The sequence below is a fragment of the Algibacter lectus genome (assembly GCF_900112395.1).
GTDB lineage: Bacteria > Bacteroidota > Bacteroidia > Flavobacteriales > Flavobacteriaceae > Algibacter > Algibacter lectus.
In genome coordinates, this window is record NZ_FOLN01000004.1 from 114,855 (window position 1) to 131,065 (window position 16,211).

Below are 16,211 nucleotides of genomic sequence, written 5' to 3' on the forward strand. Positions count from 1 at the left end.
AAAGGTAGTAATTTAGTTTACTGCCTTTTTTGTTTTCATAAAAACAGCTTAGTTGGATATACAAATAGACTAATAATATAGAAAAAGCTGCTAATTAATTTTTTATCAATATCTTTAGAGAACCAAATTGGTTAACCAATTAAAACAACTCTAAACTAATTGCATGTATACAATCGCTAAGTTATTATTATTTTCTCTATTTTTCATAAGCTGTTCTAGCGAAAAAGCAAATACAGACGAGGATGATATTTTAATTGAACCAGAAGCTGAAATAGATGATTCTGAAACCAATAACGCAACAAAAACACCAAGCGGAACTTGCAGTACAACCGTAAATTTCGAAGATTTAGTGGTAGAAACTAGTTGGATATCTCAAGACACAGGAAATCGAGATACTTTTGATGCCTGCAGTGTAGACGGAGAAAACTGGATGGATAGATACAATACCAATATTGTTATGTTAACCTGTTTAAGTGGTGATAGCCATAGAACAGAATTAAAGGAAAACATAGGAGATGAAGCTGCTTTAAATCATTATAAAAAAATGACCTTTACTGCTAAGTTTACAGGTATTCCTGAAAATGGAGTTACAATAGCCCAAATCCATAATAGAGGAACAGATGTAAAAAGACCATGGATAAGGCTTTACTTTGATCACGATAAATTCATTAAAATAAAGGAAACAGAAACAAACCCAACCGGCAGCAGTTCTGATTACACAACATACACAGGCCCAGAATATACAGAAAATCAAGAAATTACTATTACTGTTATTACGGGTGAAAACGGCGAGAAAAAAGCAGAAATGAGTCTGCAAATGGGCGAGATATCATGGGCACAAGCCCTTTCTCCAAGTGAAGCTTGGAGCACTAAAAGTGACACATATTACTTAAAAGCTGGTGTATATACAGAAGGAAATGATACATCACCAAAAGTAGAATATAGCGCATTTTCGATAAACCATTAAAAGCACAAAAGCTGTTATAAATAACTTAGAAAAACCTCCCGATCAACTTCTTCTGCACCTAAACTTTCTAAATGGTTAGTATACACTTGGCAATCTATTAGCTTGTAATTAGTGTGCTGTATAAAGGTAATAAAACCAACTTTACTAGCATTGCTAACTTTGGTAAACATACTTTCTCCGCAAAAAACGCCATTGTTTAAATCAACACCATAAAGTCCTGCTACAAGTTTGTCATACTCCCAAACTTCGATAGATTTTGCGTAACCTTGTTTATGTAGTTCTACATAAGCATCAATCATGTGTTGTGTAATCCAAGTGCCAGCTTGTCCATCTCGTTTCATTTTAGCACACTCGGTAATTACTGCTTTAAAGTTTTTATTTACGGTGACTTCAAAATTGGAATTTCTTAAAACCTGCCGCATACTTTTAGAAACTTTAAGTTTCTCTGGAAATAAAACAAAACGCGGATCTGGAGACCACCATACAATAGGCTCGGCATCATCAAACCAAGGAAATATACCCGTCTTATAAGCAAGTATTAAGCGCTCTACAGATAAGTCGCCACCAATAGCGAGTACACCTTCAGGAGACGCTTCCGAGACATCGGGAAATTGTATATTTTCGTTTAAATAGTACATTTAACAACTGTTGTAGTATAGCGTTCTCTTTAAATAAACTTCTAGAGAATCTATTATTAGTAAAAATAAAAAACCTCAACATTTTAAGTAAAATATTGAGGTTTTTTTATTTAACTTCCACTGATGTGGATATGCAAAAATTTCTATTTAGAAAGGTAAATCGTCGTGATCTTCTTCTTTTAAATCTCCTGCTGGTTCAAAAGCATCTGCTGGTGGTACAGCTGGCATACCTGCTCCAGAAGCATCTGCTTGTACAGCTTCAATTCTCCAACCTTGAATTGAGTTAAAATATTTAGTTTCTCCTTGTGGATTAACCCATTCTCTACCACGTAAGTTAATGCTAATTTTAACTTGTTGTCCTTCTTTATAACTATTTAATAAATCTGTTTTATCTTGTACAAACTCCACCATAATGTGTTGTGGATATTGCTCTTCTGTTGTCACTACAATCTCTCTTTTTCTAAACCCATTTCCACCGAACGTTTGAGTTTCTCCAACCATTTTTACTCTTCCTTGAACTTCCATTTTATATATTTATTAGTATTCGTAAAATTAAAATGCCTTTATTTAAGACAGTAATATTTTCCAAGCATTTTCAACATCACCTAAACCCAAATAATCTTGAGCTAATTTATGTTTTTGCTCGTTTGTTGCTGCTTTAATATTTAAAGTACTCGTCTCTAAATTACTAACAAAAGCCTCAACACTCTCGGCTGTTGGCAAAGCTTCCACATTACCCAACATACCTAAATCGTTTCCTGTTAAAATCATGCTTTTTTTAATCGCATCAGGAAAACTATCCACTCCAATACCTTTAGTTGCAATAGGCTTTGGTATTTCAAAAAAACCAGCTTTCGCACGGCTATAATAACTACCACCTGCTCTAGCAACTAAATCTAGTTTTTCTTGGTTTATGGTATCATCTTCGTTTAAAACAGCATCATCAATATGCAATTTAACAACCTCACAAATCACCAAATTACCAGCGCCACCTTCATGCCCTAACCTAATAACTTCATTTACCTTACATTCTATCTGTATAGGCGATTCGGCTACTCGAAACGGCTTCACAATATCGGATTTCAACATGGTTAACCCAGCTTTATCAAATTCGTTAACACCATCAGCATACTCCGTACTCGATAATGACATTTGATGCACTAGATCAAAATTAACCACATTAATTACCACCTCTTTTGTTGCCTCTATATTTAGCAACGTATGCTTTTCTGTATTATCTCTAACACGTCTAGCAGGCGAAAAAATTAATATTGGCGGCTTTGCGCTAAACACATTAAAAAAACTAAATGGTGATAAATTAGGCTTCCCTTCTGCATCCAAAGTACTTGCAAATGCTATTGGTCTGGGTGCTACGGCACTTAACAAATAACTGTGCAATTTACTTGTTGGAACACTTTTAGGGTCTATAGATACCATTAAGTTCTTTAATTTCGACAAAGGTAACTATTCTCTTTTGGAACTAAAAACAGATTTACTAACAACTTTGAACAATAATATTAACAGATTTGCATTATATTACTTGATAATTAATAATAACATGATTTTCACCAAATATAATGCCGCATTTCGTTGGGTAATGATAGCGACATCATTCATTATTGTCTCTCTTATTCTGTGGAATACTTACGAATTTTTTCAGCATTTTAAAAAGGAGGAAAGTATAAAAATGGAAAATTGGTCGTTTGCTCAAACCGATTTTATAAACGATGAAACCAATGGCGATTTAGAACTTACCCTTAAAATTTTAAGCAGTAACAAAACCACACCAATGCTTGTTATTAATGAAGATGGCAGCCTTGGAAGTTATAATAATATTGACGAAACAAAGATTACCGACTCCGTTTATGTACAAAAACTAATTACCAAATTTAAGGAAGAGAACACCCCAAAACATGTAAAAATGGGCAACACCATAGTAAGCACTATTTACTACGGAAACTCACCGCTACTGAATAAATTAAAATACTACCCTTTGGCATTACTGCTTATTATTTTTCTGTTTTCGGCAGTGATTTACTTTTTTTACAGCAGTAATAAAAATGCTGTACAAAACAAATTGTGGTCTGGTATGGCTAAAGAAACCGCACATCAAATTGGCACGCCCCTATCCTCTTTAATTGGTTGGACTGAAATTTTAAAAACTGAAAATGTAGACCCCGATTATATTCTTGAAATTGAAAAAGATATAGACAGATTACAAACCATAACCGAGCGTTTTAGTAAAATTGGCTCTTTACCAACTTTAGAACCCGCAGATATAATTAAAGAAACTTTGGAGTCTTTTGATTATTTAAAATCGCGATCATCCAAATTAATAGAATTTGAAATAAAAACACCAGTAGACCCAATTCCTGTAAATTTAAATAAACAACTTTACAGTTGGACTATTGAAAATTTAGTTAAAAACGCTATAGATGCCATGAAGGGCCGTGGTAAGCTAAAAATTGAAATTTCGCAATTAGAACTGCAAGTTAAGATAAGCATAACCGATACCGGAAAAGGTATTGCCAAAAAGGATTTTAATAAAGTTTTCGAACCAGGTTACACTACAAAAAAACGCGGCTGGGGCTTAGGCCTATCGCTTACCAAACGTATTATTGAAGATTTCCATAACGGAAAAATAAAAGTATTACAATCGGAAAAAGGTGTAGGCACTACGTTTCTAATCACTCTAAAACGCGCTTCTCATGACGAAACAAGATAAGCTTATTACCGTAAAAGAAGTTGTTTTAAAAAACTACTGTCCTGAATGTTATAATAACGACGGCATGCAACTCACCTTTAAACAGCGCTTTATTGAAACCACATTTTACAAACGTATTACAGACGACATTAAACATGTGCTAATCTGCAAAACTTGCGATTCTATAATTTATCCTGTACAATGGGATGAGGATATTGAGCGTGTTTTCGAATATCAAAAAAGAGCTTTTATTCCGAAAAAAACATCGCGTCAATTTAAAAAACCAGCTCACCTTATTTTCGCCCTACTTGGTGTGGCAATTGTAGCGGTAATTGTTACGCTTTTAATTTACAATAAGATTATAAATTTGCCTTAATAGCTTCGGCTAAAGCTACAAATTCTTCTGTAGATAATTTTTGTTTCTGAATAAAACGGGCATCTTCCATAGATTGTAACGGAATTAAATGCACATGTGCATGTGGCACTTCTAAACCAATTACAGAAACACCAATACGTTTACATGGCACCGCCTTTTCAAGAGCTAAGGCTACCTTTCTTGAAAAAGACATTAAACCATTATAAGTCGCTTCATCTAAATCAAAAATTTTATCAACCTCCTGCTTAGGAATACAAAGTGTATGCCCTTTTGCATTTGGATTAACATCTAAAAACGCTAAAAAATCTTCGGTCTCTGCTACCTTGTAGCATGGAATATCTCCGTTTATAATTTTAGTAAAAATAGATGCCATAATTTATGTTTTTTATATGTGTCTTTATCTTTTTAAAATTTTCGCTTTCGCGGAAATAGGACATGATTTTTTTTCTATCGAGAAATTTCAACAATATCGAACTTCATCACGCCATTTGGCACCTGAATTTCGGCAACATCTCCAACCGATTTACCTAGCAAACCTTTTCCAATAGGTGAGTTTACCGATATTTTTCCGGTAGCTAAATCTGCTTCACCATCGGCAACCAAAGTATAATTCATTTCCATACCATTGGTTTGATTTTTAATTTTCACTTTAGATAAAACCAAAATTTTAGAGTTATCTAATTGCGACTCGTCAATAACACGCGCACCAGCCAAAGCATCTTCTAATTTCGAAATTCTCATCTCCAACATACCTTGCGCTTCTTTAGCGGCATCATATTCGGCATTCTCACTTAAATCGCCTTTATCTCTTGCTTCTGCAATAGCTCTAGAAGCTTTTACACGTTCCACATCTTTTAATTGCTTAAGCTCTGCTCTTAATCTTTTTAATCCTTCAGGTGTATAGTAAGATACTTTACTCATAACTTCATCGTTTACTTAATAAAAAAAGATTCCGAAATACGATTTAATAACAATTATTAAAGCATTCGGAATAAAAAAATCCCGTTCACACGAGATTCTAAAACAAATATACAAAATAAATAACTCAATTTGCTTTTTGTTGTAAATTGCAAATCAAATTTTTAGTTAAAAAATGAAATTATTATCATCTGTTTTTTGCATTATTTTTTTAATCAGTTGTAGCTCGGATACAGTAACCGAAAATCCGTACTTACCAAACTACAGCTTTAACACCGGAAGCCTAATAAACACCAACTTACCCGAATACAGCCAACTAAAATTTGCTGCAAATTCTATTATTTTACAAAGTCCATATGGCATTAATGGCGTGGTTCTTTATTATGCCGGTGGCGACAACTATAACGCCTTTGAACTTACCGACCCGAACCACCAATTAAGCAGTTGTTCCACTTTAAGTGTTAACGGCATTATTGCTACTTGTGATTGCGACGACGGCAACTCCTATGATTTACTTAACGGCATTAAAATGGAAGGCACTACGGGCACTTACCCATTAATACGCTATCGCGTGGAGGTTTCTGGATCTTTAATCAGGATATATAACAATTAAAAAAAAGCGACTCTTTCGAGTCGCTTTTTTTAATGCTATTTCAAAACATTTTATATTTAAAACTTTAATGTAGCGCCTACTAAAAAGTTAGACGTTGCTTGTGGATAGTATCCAGCGTAATAACCTGTACTTGTTCCTGTCTGGCTTCCTGAATCATCATAATCATAAGATCCAAAATAACCGTTAGACACATACTTTCTATTTAATATATTATTTGCTAATGCAGATAAAGTAATCGACTTAAATATCTTGTTCATTTTTATAAGGTAGTTTATGCTAATATCGTTTACAAAATAATCGCTTAGAACAGAATCTTCATTATCTATATTTCCCATATATTGCTCACCAACAAACTTACTTAAAAGTGATAATTGTAAATTTTCTACAGGTGAAAAGTTAATAGCATTTCCTATAACAACTTCTGGCGAAAACGAAATATTTGTACTTCCTAAATCAACAACTTCACCATTTATAGACGAATTGAAATTTTTATTTTTATTCGTACTCAGCGCAAAATTAGTAGCTATACTAAACATTTTACTAAATTGAATATTCGCATCAACCTCCAAACCTAAACGGTAACTTTTTCCGCTAGTAGCTCTTATTGGGCTTCCAACATCATCCAACTCACCTGTTAAAACCAATTGATTTTTATAAAACATGTAGTACAAATTAGAATTTACGCTTACTTTATTTTTATTAAAACGCCACCCTAACTCAATATCTCTAAGTGTTTCGTTTTTGGTAACCCCTGCTTCAAAATCATCACGATTTGGTTCTCTATTTGCCACAGCAAAAGAGGTGTAAAAACTGCTAAACTTAGAATTTTTATAAGTTAACCCAACTTTTGGATTGAAAAAACTAAAGCTAGCATCGGTAGTAAAATCAACTCGATCAGAATTTAATCCGTTTGTTTTGTAATCTACAAAACGACCTTGCAAATCAACAAAACCAATAAGTTGTTCACTTAACTTAACAGTTGCTTTAGAGAATACACTAAAATCGTTTTTAGTAGCATCACCATCATAATAATGATCTCTAATGTTAGCATTTACAGCTAAATCGCTACCCCAAATAACCTCTCCAAAATGGTCACCATCATAAGAACTGTATGACAACCCTGTAATCACCTCAACGGCATTGTTCTTATAAGTAACGTTAGCATTAACAACATAGAAATTATTATCTAACCAACGACGCACAATTACATCAGAATCTTCTTCAATTAAATTATTAAAATCAGCCGCAGATTCTTCTGTTTTATACTGCTCAAAATAACCTTTCCCTTTGGTGTAGTTTAAACCTAAGTTTGTAGACCAGTTATTATCAAAACGCTCATTCCAATGCAATTGATAATGATCTTGCCAATAATTATCGGTTTCATTATCGTAAGTATATGGGTTTTGTCTACGATTTTCCTTAAGCTCATCGGCAGTTAAACCATACCAGGCTTGGTAAGTACGCTCTTCATTCCCAAAAGTTAACGCTTTTATTAATGTATTGCCGTCTTTATAAATTCCTTGTAAAAAGTAAGATTTTAGATCAGTAAAAGCACGATCTACATAACCATCGGAATTTAATTTTGAAAAACGACCAGAAATCTCAAAATGATCATTTAACAAACCTGTACTTAATTTTACAGTATGCTTACGTGTACCAAAACTCCCAAAGCTATTAGAAATCTCACCAGAGGCCTCACCAGAATACGCATCGGTTAAAAGGTTTAAACTCGCTCCAAAAGCGCCAGAACCGTTAGTTGAAGTACCAACACCTCGTTGCAATTGTAAACTCTGTGTAGACGATGCAAAATCGCCTAAATTCACAAAAAATGTACCCTGACTTTCAGGATCATTATAAGGAATTCCGTTAATAGTAACATTAACACGTGTTCCATCCGTACCACGTACACGAATACTTGAATAACCAATACCCGCCCCAGCATCACTAGTAGTAACTACAGATGGTAAAAAGTTAATAAGCGTAGGAATATCTTGCCCTAAATTACGTTTTGCAAGTTCTTCTTTAGAAAGGTTGGAGTGTGTAATTGGCGAATCGGCATTTACACGCACCGCTTTTACTAAAACCTCATCGAGAGTTTCTGTTTTAGTAGAATCTTGTTGTACTGGATTTTGTTGTGCATTAACACAAATTGATAACACAAAAAGTGCTAAAAAAAGAAACATATTTTTCATTACGACTATATTTATAATCGAATAAAAAGAGGTCATTATTCTTTAAAAATTAATTAGTTTTCGAAATACTAAGCCAAGCTTAGCATAACTATTTACAACATTTTGCATGATGTAACATTTCCTAAACAGCATTACCTGTTCTAGGTTCAATGGGTATGATCTCAGCCGATATTGGGCACCCCTTTTTTGAGAACGCTGCAAAAGTAATTAAGAATTTAGAATTAACCGTGCAGAATGAAATAATTCTTTTTCTAATCTAAATTTGGCTTACGTCTATTCGCTTTTTTATCAGAAAGGTTCTTTTTGTTTTTTAATCGTTTTCTAATAACCGATTTAGGTATTTTGGTTCGGATACGCTTTTTAGGAACCGCAAGCGATGCTTTTATAAGCGCAAAAAACCGTTTTATAATAAGGTCTTTATTTTTATGCTGACTTCTACTTTCGCCACATTGCATTAAAAGCACACCGTTATTAGTTAATCGATGCTTTAATTTAACTAACAAACGCTCTTTTTGATTTTCGGAAAACACAAACGAATTTCCCAAATCGAAACTAAGTTCAATTTTAGAAGACACCTTATTTACATGTTGCCCACCCGCACCTGAGCTTCTTACTGCTTTAAATTGTAATTCTTGAATTAACGCGACTTCACTAAACATATTACCCCTGGTGTTCCGGCTTTAATAAATCGTTAACCGTTTTAACTGGGCTAAACGTACGCAATGGCACCTCAACAAAAATAGTAACCCAATCGGCCATACTTCCATTCCATAAACCAGGAAGTTCTAACGCCTGAATATCGGTTCCATTTTGTGTTTTCATGGTAATAAAAGCAGCTTCAGGATCTACAAAATCTAATAAATCGAATTTTTCACCTTTATAATCTTTTACACCGCAAACCAAGTCGGTTGGATTAAAATGTGTAGCGTTTTCTACAATTTTAGCTTGCCCTTCGTTAGCAATATCAATTTGAGCAAACTCTACAATTTGTAAAGACACTTCACCATTATAATCTTTTACCCAGAACGGTCCACCACCAGGTTCGCCTTCATTCTTAACCATACCACAAACACGAATGGGTCTATTTAACTTACTCTTTAAGTAGTTTTTCTTTTCTTCGGAAGCAAAATCATCAAAATCATCAACCAAAGACACATTCATTTTTTTAGAAACATACATTGCTATGGCAAGCAAATCTGCTTCTGAAACTTCATCTTCATCTAACTCTTCTAAGAATTTAAAAGCACGCTCTTGCACTTCTACTAAAACACCCGCAAGCATTTTTTTATATTCCGAAACTTCTTTATTCTTCTCGAAAACAACAATATTATCGATGTTCTTTATAAAAAGGATGTCACTGTCTAAATCATTCAAATTCTCTAACAATGCCCCGTGCCCTGCTGGTCTAAACAAGATAGAACCATCATCATTTCTATAAATTTCATTAGTTGTTGTTAAGGCTAATGTTTCTGTTTCTTCTTTTTGATATGAAAAAGAAACATTAAAAGATGTGCTTGTTTTTTCTTCTAAAGCACTCTTAATTTTATCGAATTCTGTATTGAAATATTTATGATGCTTCTCAGAAACCGTAAAGTGTAAATTGGCTTTATTGCTAGATGATGCATATAGCGTAGACTCCATTAAATGCTCCTCAAAAGCTGTTACAACACCGGTTTCATAAGTATGAAATGGCAACAAACCTTTTGGAAAAAAGCTATAATTTAAGCCAGACTCATCTAGCATTGCTTTTACAAACTCTAAGCAAAGTTCTCCGGTAGTTAAACTTTCTACATTCGCTTTTACAGATTTAATTTTCGCTAAAACCTGATTATAAAAAGGAAACTGCCTAATACCAGTAACAAACGTATGAATTAAAGTATCATTCGTATTTTCGATATAAGCTTCAATAGATTCTCTATTAGGATCGTACTTTTTTAAAAACTGAAATAAGAATTTAAACATTCGTGTTGCCGCACCAGAAGCAGGAACAAATTTCACAATATTTAAATCGTTTTTCTTCGCTTCAAAACTAGCAATAAAATCACGAGTTTCTTCATCTGTATAACTTTCAATACCACTTCCTATATTTGCAGCTGCAATTAAGTTGGAATAAGACATCCCGTTTTTTATTCGAGAAACCTGCCCTTCAACTTGTTTTTCCGTTATGCCTTTATTTTTAATCTGTATAATATCTTGTTCAGAAAACATCATTTCTTTTTTAATGTTGATCTATATGCTTAAATGGCTATTTTGAGACGTTTTATTTATCGTCTTTCAACAACACATATGATCGTTTATTAATTATTTTTTTATTTTAAAAAGCGTTAAACACTTCCTACATTTTCTCTGATTTTTCATGTTAACCATTTGCTTTTTAAGGCATTTCAAGATAAGTCAAAAAACACAATTTGCAAGTATTTTCTCTAGCAAATATTTCATTTCAACTTCAACACTTCTATACTCCATTTATTCATCAAGCAAACAAAACATGTTTATGTCGTTTGAAAAGACTCTTTTATATTTTTCTTCCAAGCTAAATAGCCATAAACAGCTATAATTGTAAACACAAAATATTGCAGACTAGTAAACGTAAACCCCTTATAAAAATATAGCGGTACCGAAATAATATCTCCAACAATCCAAAACAACCAGTTTTCAACTTTTCGCTTTGCCATTAGCCACATACCAACAAAAAATATACCGGTTGTAAGCGTATCAACATAAGCAACCCAACTGGTCCATTTTCCAAATGCATGGTAAACTAAATAAACAAATACCAAGGTGGCTAAAAATATAGCCAAACTAAGTTTTTTCTCGTTAAACGTTGTTTTAGATATAGGAGTTACATCGCTTTCGTCCACTTTACGTGTCCAAATATACCAACCATAAACGCTCATTATAAAATAGTAAGCATTAATCATCATGTCTCCTAAAAGCTCCCACTTGTACAATAAATACACAAAAATAACAGTGCTTATCATACCGGTTGGAAAGACTAAAACTTTATTTTGTTTTGAATACCATACCGATAACAAACCAAAAATAGTGGCGATAATCTCTAAAGAAATATCAATAGTTTCGTATTCGGAATATTGCTTGAAGAAAAAATCAAAAATGCTATCCATAACAATAAGTTTGTGCTTAAGTTTATTTTTTTAACCTCTCAAAAAACAATTCGTCCTCCTCAAAAGCAGTCCCAATAACCACTAAATCGGCTCCCGAAGCATAGGCGTTTTCCAATTGATCTAAATTACGAATACCTCCACCAACTATTAAAGGCAACTCCGTTTCTTGTTTCACTTTTGAAATTACAGTACCCAAAACAGGAAAACGTGCGCCACTGCCCGCTTCTAAATATATAAGTTTCATACCTAACAACTGCGCTGCTTTGGCTGTATCCACTATTTTTTGAATATTACTTCTTTCTAAAGGCAACGTTTCAGTAACTTGCTGCACAGCTGTTTCCTTGCCGCTTTCAATTAAAATATAACCAGTTGAAATTACCTCTAACGTTGTGTTTCTTAATTTAGAAACAGCCTCAACATGTTTCCCGATTAAATACTCTGGATTTCTACCCGAAATTAAAGATAAAAACAAAATAGCATCTGCCTTTTCGGTAATTTGAGTAACATCACCCGGAAATAAAACAATAGGCAATTGGGTGTGTTTTTTAATTTCTTCAACTAAAATATCGGTAACATCCAAATCTACAATACTACCGCCTACAAAAATATGTGTAGCAATAGATTGATTTACTTTTTCTATAAACCCTACTGTATTTTCAACTAAAAATTTATCCGGATCGATTAAAACCGCTAGCTGCTTGGTGTTGTTTTGTATGTTTTGATAAACATGTCTCATTCTCCTATGGCATATGCACAAACAAAACCTTCAAACTCAAAAAACTGTACTAAGTAGCGGTATTTTTTAGTTTCATAATCTATCCAAGCCATGGTTTCTTCATCTTGCAATTCAAAAGGAATAACCAAAAAACACTGTTTAAAACTAGTGCCTGGTGTTGCAAAAAGCTTATAAAGCGATTCTTTTACACACCAAATGGTTGTTAACTTTTTTATGTAATCACTTTGTTCTTTATCTAAGTAATCGGCTTCGTAGCCAATAAATTTATGAGCAATTACTGTAATTTTATCGCGCTGCTTTTCAATATCAATACCAATAACTTGATCACTAACAATCACAGCCGAAAAATTAAAAGAGTGTGTTATCGAAATCTGTTTCCCATCTTTTAAATGAGGCTTTCCATTGTCATCATAAATCAAATCGGCATCGGCATAACCAAACTCAGCCAATAATTTACGTACACTTAGAAACCCACGCTGGTGCAGCTCACTTTTCATGCCCAGCACACGTTTTAGAGTCTCTGGCTTTAAAGTTACAGCAGCCATTAAATCATCGAAAGGCTCAGTAATCTTCCACATTTTAACAACAGTTTGTGAATTTGGCGTTATGGTTTTATAAAGAGGCATTTAATATTCTGAATGTTATTGATTATCTTTGCACAATCTTAGGCAAATTATACGATTTCGACGAGCGAATTTAACCATTTTAACACGAATCGCAATCCTGTTTAAGTTATTAAATAAAAAAGAATATTGATATGAGCACAAAAACAATTCCTTACGTAGCTAGCAAAGTAAAAGATATTTCTCTTGCGGCATGGGGACGAAAAGAAATAGAATTAGCCGAAGCCGAAATGCCAGGTTTAATGAGTCTTCGTGAAGAATACGGTAATTCGCAACCTTTAAAAGGCGCGCGTATTGCAGGATGTTTACACATGACGATACAAACAGCCGTTTTAATTGAAACACTACAGGCTTTAGGTGCAGAAGTAACTTGGAGTTCTTGTAACATTTTTTCTACACAAGATCAAGCAGCAGCTGCCATTGCAGAAGCAGGAACAGCGGTTTATGCTTGGAAAGATATGACTGAAGAAGAATTTGATTGGTGTATCGAACAAACACTTTTCTTTGGTGAAGATAGAAAACCATTAAACATGATTCTTGATGACGGTGGTGATTTAACTAACATGGTTTTAGATAAATACCCAGAATTAGCAGCAGGAATTAACGGACTTTCAGAAGAAACTACAACAGGTGTTCACCGTCTTTACGAGCGTGTAAAAAACGGAACATTACCAATGCCTGCAATCAACGTAAACGATTCGGTAACAAAATCTAAATTCGATAACAAATACGGTTGTAAAGAATCTGCAGTAGATGCCATTCGTCGTGCAACAGACCTTATGCTTGCCGGAAAACGTGTAACTGTTTGTGGTTATGGTGATGTTGGTAAAGGTACCGCTGCCTCTTTTAAAGGTGCAGGATCTATTGTAACAGTAACAGAAATCGACCCAATTTGTGCGCTTCAAGCAGCAATGGACGGTTTTGAAGTTAAAAGACTAGAAACTGTAGTTGGAAATTCAGATATCATTATCACAACAACAGGAAATAAAGACATTATCCAAGGGCGTCATTTCGAAGCTATGAAAGATAAAGTTATCGTGTGTAACATTGGGCATTTCGACAACGAAATCGATATGGCTTGGTTAAACAAAAACCACGGTAACACTAAAAACACAATTAAACCACAAGTTGATAAATATACTATCGACGGTAAAGATATCATTATCCTTGCAGAAGGTCGTTTAGTAAACTTAGGTTGTGCTACAGGTCACCCAAGTTTTGTAATGTCTAACTCATTTACAAACCAAACTTTAGCTCAAATTGAACTTTGGACCAACGCAGAAGCATACGGAAACGATGTGTACATGTTACCAAAAGCTTTAGACGAAAAAGTAGCTAAATTACACCTTGCAAAAATTGGTGTAGAGCTTACTGAACTTCGCGAAGACCAAGCAAGCTATATTGGTGTAACCGTAGAAGGACCATACAAACCAGAACATTACAGATACTAAAAAAACGATAGTTTTTTTTGTACTGAATTTGTTTCAGTATCTCAATAATAAATTAAATCCCAAGCAGCAATGTTTGGGATTTTTTTATTTGGGCAATTTTGTTTTGGGAGAAAAACCCAAAACAAACCGCGCTTTCCGCTATATCTTTTTACAAAGCAATCCTGAACTTGTTTCAGGATCTGCTCAATTCCAAAGAAATTTCAGTTAAAAATTAAAGCAGAGTCTATTTAAAAGCTTTACAAAAAGGATGCCGCTGCAATCCCTATCGCAAAATTACCATCCAACAACGGTAAAACTAAACGGATAAATAAACGCAGTACACGCAAGAAGGATGCGATTTCTTCTAACGTCGAATTATGACAAAAAAGCAAAAACAATACTAAACAAAGAATTTCACATAAAACCCAACAAATTCTAAGCGTATTTTTATATTTGCCTAAGATTACTAAATACACCTAAAAATGATAAAGAATTTTGTTGAAGAATTAACGTGGAGAGGCATGATACAAGATAGTATGCCAGGAACGGAAGAGCACTTATTAGAAGCCATGCGTAAGGCGTATGTAGGTATTGACCCTACAGCAGACTCTTTGCATATTGGTCATCTTGTTGGTGTTATGGGATTAAAACATTTTCAATTATCAGGGCATAAACCAGTTGCGTTAGTAGGTGGAGCAACAGGAATGATTGGTGATCCTTCTGGAAAATCTGCCGAGCGTAATTTACTTACCGAGGATATTCTTTTACATAACCAAAATGCTATAAAAGAACAGTTATCTCGCTTTTTAGATTTTGATAGTGATGCAGAAAACGCAGCTATTATCGTAAATAATTACGATTGGATGAAAGAGTTTTCATTCTTAGAATTTATTAGAGATGTTGGTAAACACATTACCGTAAACTATATGATGGCTAAAGATTCTGTAAAGAAACGCTTGTCCTCTGAGTCTTCTGTAGGAATGAGCTTTACAGAGTTCACTTACCAATTGGTTCAAGGTTACGATTTTTTACATTTATATAGAGAAAAGCAATGTACACTTCAAATGGGCGGAAGCGACCAATGGGGAAACATTACTACGGGAACAGAATTAATTCGTCGTGTAGATTCAGGAAAAGGTTACGCCTTAACTTGGCCATTAATTACAAAGGCCGATGGCACTAAATTTGGTAAAACCGAAGGCGGAAACATTTGGTTAGACAGCGAAAGAACGTCACCTTATAAATTCTACCAATATTGGTTAAACACCAGTGATATCGATGCTGAAAAATACATTAAGATTTTTACATTTTTAACTAAAGCAGATATTGAAGCTTTAATAGAAGAGCACCAAGAAGCACCACATTTACGTGTTTTACAAAAGCGTTTAGCTGAAGAAATAACCACTATGGTACATTCTAAAGAAGATCTAGACAACGCTATAAAGGCAAGTAATATTCTTTTTGGAAAATCTACAGGAGACGATTTAAAAGCTTTAAACGAGCAAACCTTTTTAGATATTTTTGATGGTGTGCCATTAACTGAAATATCTCAAGTAGATATTGATAATGGTTTAGACATTATAGCTGCTTTAGCAGAAAAAGGAGGCTTTTTAAAATCGAACGGTGAAGCCCGCCGTGCTTTAAAAGAAAACTCTATTGCTGTAAACAAAGAGAAAGTAAAAGACCATTACAGCATTACTAAAGACGATTTAATAAACAATAAGTTTGTATTACTTCAACGCGGTAAAAAGAACTATTTTGTATTGCGTGTGGTTTAAAAAACAGCGTATTGTAAATTATAAAAACAAAAAAGTCTCTGATTAAGTTTAATCAGAGACTTTTTTTTATATCGTTCTTTTGTTGCTAGTTCTGTTTGGTTCTGTCATTTC

General features: G+C 33.9%; 17 protein-coding genes. 6 read left to right on the forward strand and 11 right to left on the reverse strand.

Annotated elements, in window-relative coordinates:
• The first annotated feature begins 163 nt into the window (after positions 1–163).
• The gene (locus BM246_RS08950) at positions 164–967 is read left to right on the forward strand and encodes a polysaccharide lyase family 7 protein (protein WP_074937316.1); all 804 of its coding nucleotides are present in this window, start codon (positions 164–166) and stop codon (positions 965–967) included.
• 14 nt (positions 968–981) lie between these two features.
• Here BM246_RS08950 and aat read toward each other — a convergent pair whose 3' ends face one another.
• The 3 genes from aat to BM246_RS08965 form a co-directional block, all read right to left on the reverse strand.
• On the reverse strand, positions 982–1,605 hold the full coding sequence (gene aat / locus BM246_RS08955) for a leucyl/phenylalanyl-tRNA--protein transferase (protein WP_042504683.1): 624 nt from the start codon (positions 1,603–1,605) through the stop codon (positions 982–984).
• 147 nt (positions 1,606–1,752) lie between these two features.
• The gene (locus BM246_RS08960) at positions 1,753–2,130 is read right to left on the reverse strand and encodes a DUF3127 domain-containing protein (RefSeq protein ID WP_042504682.1); all 378 of its coding nucleotides are present in this window, start codon (positions 2,128–2,130) and stop codon (positions 1,753–1,755) included.
• 42 nt (positions 2,131–2,172) lie between these two features.
• Positions 2,173–3,042: a flavin reductase family protein gene (locus tag BM246_RS08965; RefSeq protein ID WP_074937319.1), complete on the reverse strand. Its 870-nt coding sequence runs from the start codon at positions 3,040–3,042 to the stop codon at positions 2,173–2,175.
• Positions 3,043–3,163: 121 nt separating this feature from the next.
• Here BM246_RS08965 and BM246_RS08970 point away from each other — a divergent pair, with 121 nt between their 5' ends.
• Both BM246_RS08970 and BM246_RS08975 read left to right on the forward strand, forming a co-directional pair.
• On the forward strand, positions 3,164–4,330 hold the full coding sequence (locus BM246_RS08970) for a sensor histidine kinase (protein ID WP_074937322.1): 1,167 nt from the start codon (positions 3,164–3,166) through the stop codon (positions 4,328–4,330).
• On the forward strand, positions 4,314–4,685 hold the full coding sequence (locus tag BM246_RS08975) for a hypothetical protein (protein WP_074937324.1): 372 nt from the start codon (positions 4,314–4,316) through the stop codon (positions 4,683–4,685). Before BM246_RS08970 ends, BM246_RS08975 begins: the two co-directional genes overlap by 17 nt.
• Here the strand turns inward: BM246_RS08975 and BM246_RS08980 are convergent.
• Both BM246_RS08980 and greA read right to left on the reverse strand, forming a co-directional pair.
• The gene (locus tag BM246_RS08980) at positions 4,669–5,058 is read right to left on the reverse strand and encodes an HIT family protein (RefSeq protein WP_042504679.1); all 390 of its coding nucleotides are present in this window, start codon (positions 5,056–5,058) and stop codon (positions 4,669–4,671) included. The two genes, BM246_RS08975 and BM246_RS08980, sit on opposite strands and share 17 nt — an antisense overlap.
• Positions 5,059–5,132: 74 nt before the next feature.
• The gene (gene greA / locus BM246_RS08985; RefSeq protein WP_042497671.1) at positions 5,133–5,606 is read right to left on the reverse strand and encodes a transcription elongation factor GreA; all 474 of its coding nucleotides are present in this window, start codon (positions 5,604–5,606) and stop codon (positions 5,133–5,135) included.
• A 172-nt stretch (positions 5,607–5,778) separates the two neighbouring features.
• Between greA and BM246_RS08990 the strand changes: the two genes are divergently transcribed.
• Positions 5,779–6,216 (forward strand): hypothetical protein, encoded by a 438-nt coding sequence (locus BM246_RS08990; RefSeq protein ID WP_042504678.1) that lies wholly within the window; start codon positions 5,779–5,781, stop codon positions 6,214–6,216.
• A 56-nt stretch (positions 6,217–6,272) separates the two neighbouring features.
• Here BM246_RS08990 and BM246_RS08995 read toward each other — a convergent pair whose 3' ends face one another.
• From BM246_RS08995 to BM246_RS09020, 6 genes are all read right to left on the reverse strand, one after another.
• A complete protein-coding gene (locus BM246_RS08995; protein ID WP_074937326.1) occupies positions 6,273–8,408 on the reverse strand; it encodes a TonB-dependent receptor in 2,136 nt (711 codons plus the stop codon).
• A gap of 251 nt (positions 8,409–8,659) precedes the next feature.
• Positions 8,660–9,067 (reverse strand): alternative ribosome rescue aminoacyl-tRNA hydrolase ArfB, encoded by a 408-nt coding sequence (gene arfB / locus BM246_RS09000; RefSeq protein ID WP_042497675.1) that lies wholly within the window; start codon positions 9,065–9,067, stop codon positions 8,660–8,662.
• Between the two features lies 1 nt (position 9,068).
• Complete coding sequence (locus BM246_RS09005) at positions 9,069–10,619, reverse strand: DUF4301 family protein (RefSeq protein WP_074937328.1); 1,551 nt, start codon at positions 10,617–10,619, stop codon at positions 9,069–9,071.
• A 281-nt stretch (positions 10,620–10,900) separates the two neighbouring features.
• Entirely contained in the window at positions 10,901–11,533 is a 633-nt protein-coding gene (gene pnuC, locus BM246_RS09010; RefSeq protein ID WP_042504675.1) for a nicotinamide riboside transporter PnuC, read from the reverse strand.
• Positions 11,534–11,555: 22 nt separating this feature from the next.
• On the reverse strand, positions 11,556–12,269 hold the full coding sequence (locus BM246_RS09015; RefSeq protein WP_042497679.1) for a phosphoglycerol geranylgeranyltransferase: 714 nt from the start codon (positions 12,267–12,269) through the stop codon (positions 11,556–11,558).
• Positions 12,266–12,895, reverse strand: a complete 630-nt coding sequence (locus BM246_RS09020) for a 4'-phosphopantetheinyl transferase family protein (protein ID WP_074937330.1) — start codon at positions 12,893–12,895, stop codon at positions 12,266–12,268. The genes BM246_RS09015 and BM246_RS09020 overlap by 4 nt, the downstream gene beginning before the upstream one ends.
• A gap of 131 nt (positions 12,896–13,026) precedes the next feature.
• On the opposite strand from BM246_RS09020, the gene ahcY reads away from it, so the two are divergent.
• Positions 13,027–14,343 carry an adenosylhomocysteinase gene (ahcY, locus tag BM246_RS09025; RefSeq protein WP_042497681.1) on the forward strand — a complete coding sequence of 439 codons (1,317 nt, stop codon included), beginning with the start codon at positions 13,027–13,029 and terminating at the stop codon, positions 14,341–14,343.
• A 461-nt stretch (positions 14,344–14,804) separates the two neighbouring features.
• Positions 14,805–16,100 (forward strand): tyrosine--tRNA ligase, encoded by a 1,296-nt coding sequence (tyrS, locus tag BM246_RS09030; protein WP_074937331.1) that lies wholly within the window; start codon positions 14,805–14,807, stop codon positions 16,098–16,100.
• The last annotated feature ends 111 nt before the right edge of the window (positions 16,101–16,211 follow it).

Bases quoted from the DNA above. Each gene is read 5' to 3' on its own strand.
- BM246_RS08950 (WP_074937316.1), top strand. From the start codon at position 164: ATGTATACAATCGCTAAGTTATTATTATTTTCTCTATTTTTCATAAGC.
- aat (WP_042504683.1), bottom strand. From the start codon at position 1,605: ATGTACTATTTAAACGAAAATATACAATTTCCCGATGTCTCGGAAGCG.
- BM246_RS08960 (WP_042504682.1), bottom strand. From the start codon at position 2,130: ATGGAAGTTCAAGGAAGAGTAAAAATGGTTGGAGAAACTCAAACGTTC.
- BM246_RS08965 (WP_074937319.1), bottom strand. From the start codon at position 3,042: ATGGTATCTATAGACCCTAAAAGTGTTCCAACAAGTAAATTGCACAGT.
- BM246_RS08970 (WP_074937322.1), top strand. From the start codon at position 3,164: ATGATTTTCACCAAATATAATGCCGCATTTCGTTGGGTAATGATAGCG.
- BM246_RS08975 (WP_074937324.1), top strand. From the start codon at position 4,314: ATGACGAAACAAGATAAGCTTATTACCGTAAAAGAAGTTGTTTTAAAA.
- BM246_RS08980 (WP_042504679.1), bottom strand. From the start codon at position 5,058: ATGGCATCTATTTTTACTAAAATTATAAACGGAGATATTCCATGCTAC.
- greA (WP_042497671.1), bottom strand. From the start codon at position 5,606: ATGAGTAAAGTATCTTACTATACACCTGAAGGATTAAAAAGATTAAGA.
- BM246_RS08990 (WP_042504678.1), top strand. From the start codon at position 5,779: ATGAAATTATTATCATCTGTTTTTTGCATTATTTTTTTAATCAGTTGT.
- BM246_RS08995 (WP_074937326.1), bottom strand. From the start codon at position 8,408: ATGAAAAATATGTTTCTTTTTTTAGCACTTTTTGTGTTATCAATTTGT.
- arfB (WP_042497675.1), bottom strand. From the start codon at position 9,067: ATGTTTAGTGAAGTCGCGTTAATTCAAGAATTACAATTTAAAGCAGTA.
- BM246_RS09005 (WP_074937328.1), bottom strand. From the start codon at position 10,619: ATGATGTTTTCTGAACAAGATATTATACAGATTAAAAATAAAGGCATA.
- pnuC (WP_042504675.1), bottom strand. From the start codon at position 11,533: ATGGATAGCATTTTTGATTTTTTCTTCAAGCAATATTCCGAATACGAA.
- BM246_RS09015 (WP_042497679.1), bottom strand. From the start codon at position 12,269: ATGAGACATGTTTATCAAAACATACAAAACAACACCAAGCAGCTAGCG.
- BM246_RS09020 (WP_074937330.1), bottom strand. From the start codon at position 12,895: ATGCCTCTTTATAAAACCATAACGCCAAATTCACAAACTGTTGTTAAA.
- ahcY (WP_042497681.1), top strand. From the start codon at position 13,027: ATGAGCACAAAAACAATTCCTTACGTAGCTAGCAAAGTAAAAGATATT.
- tyrS (WP_074937331.1), top strand. From the start codon at position 14,805: ATGATAAAGAATTTTGTTGAAGAATTAACGTGGAGAGGCATGATACAA.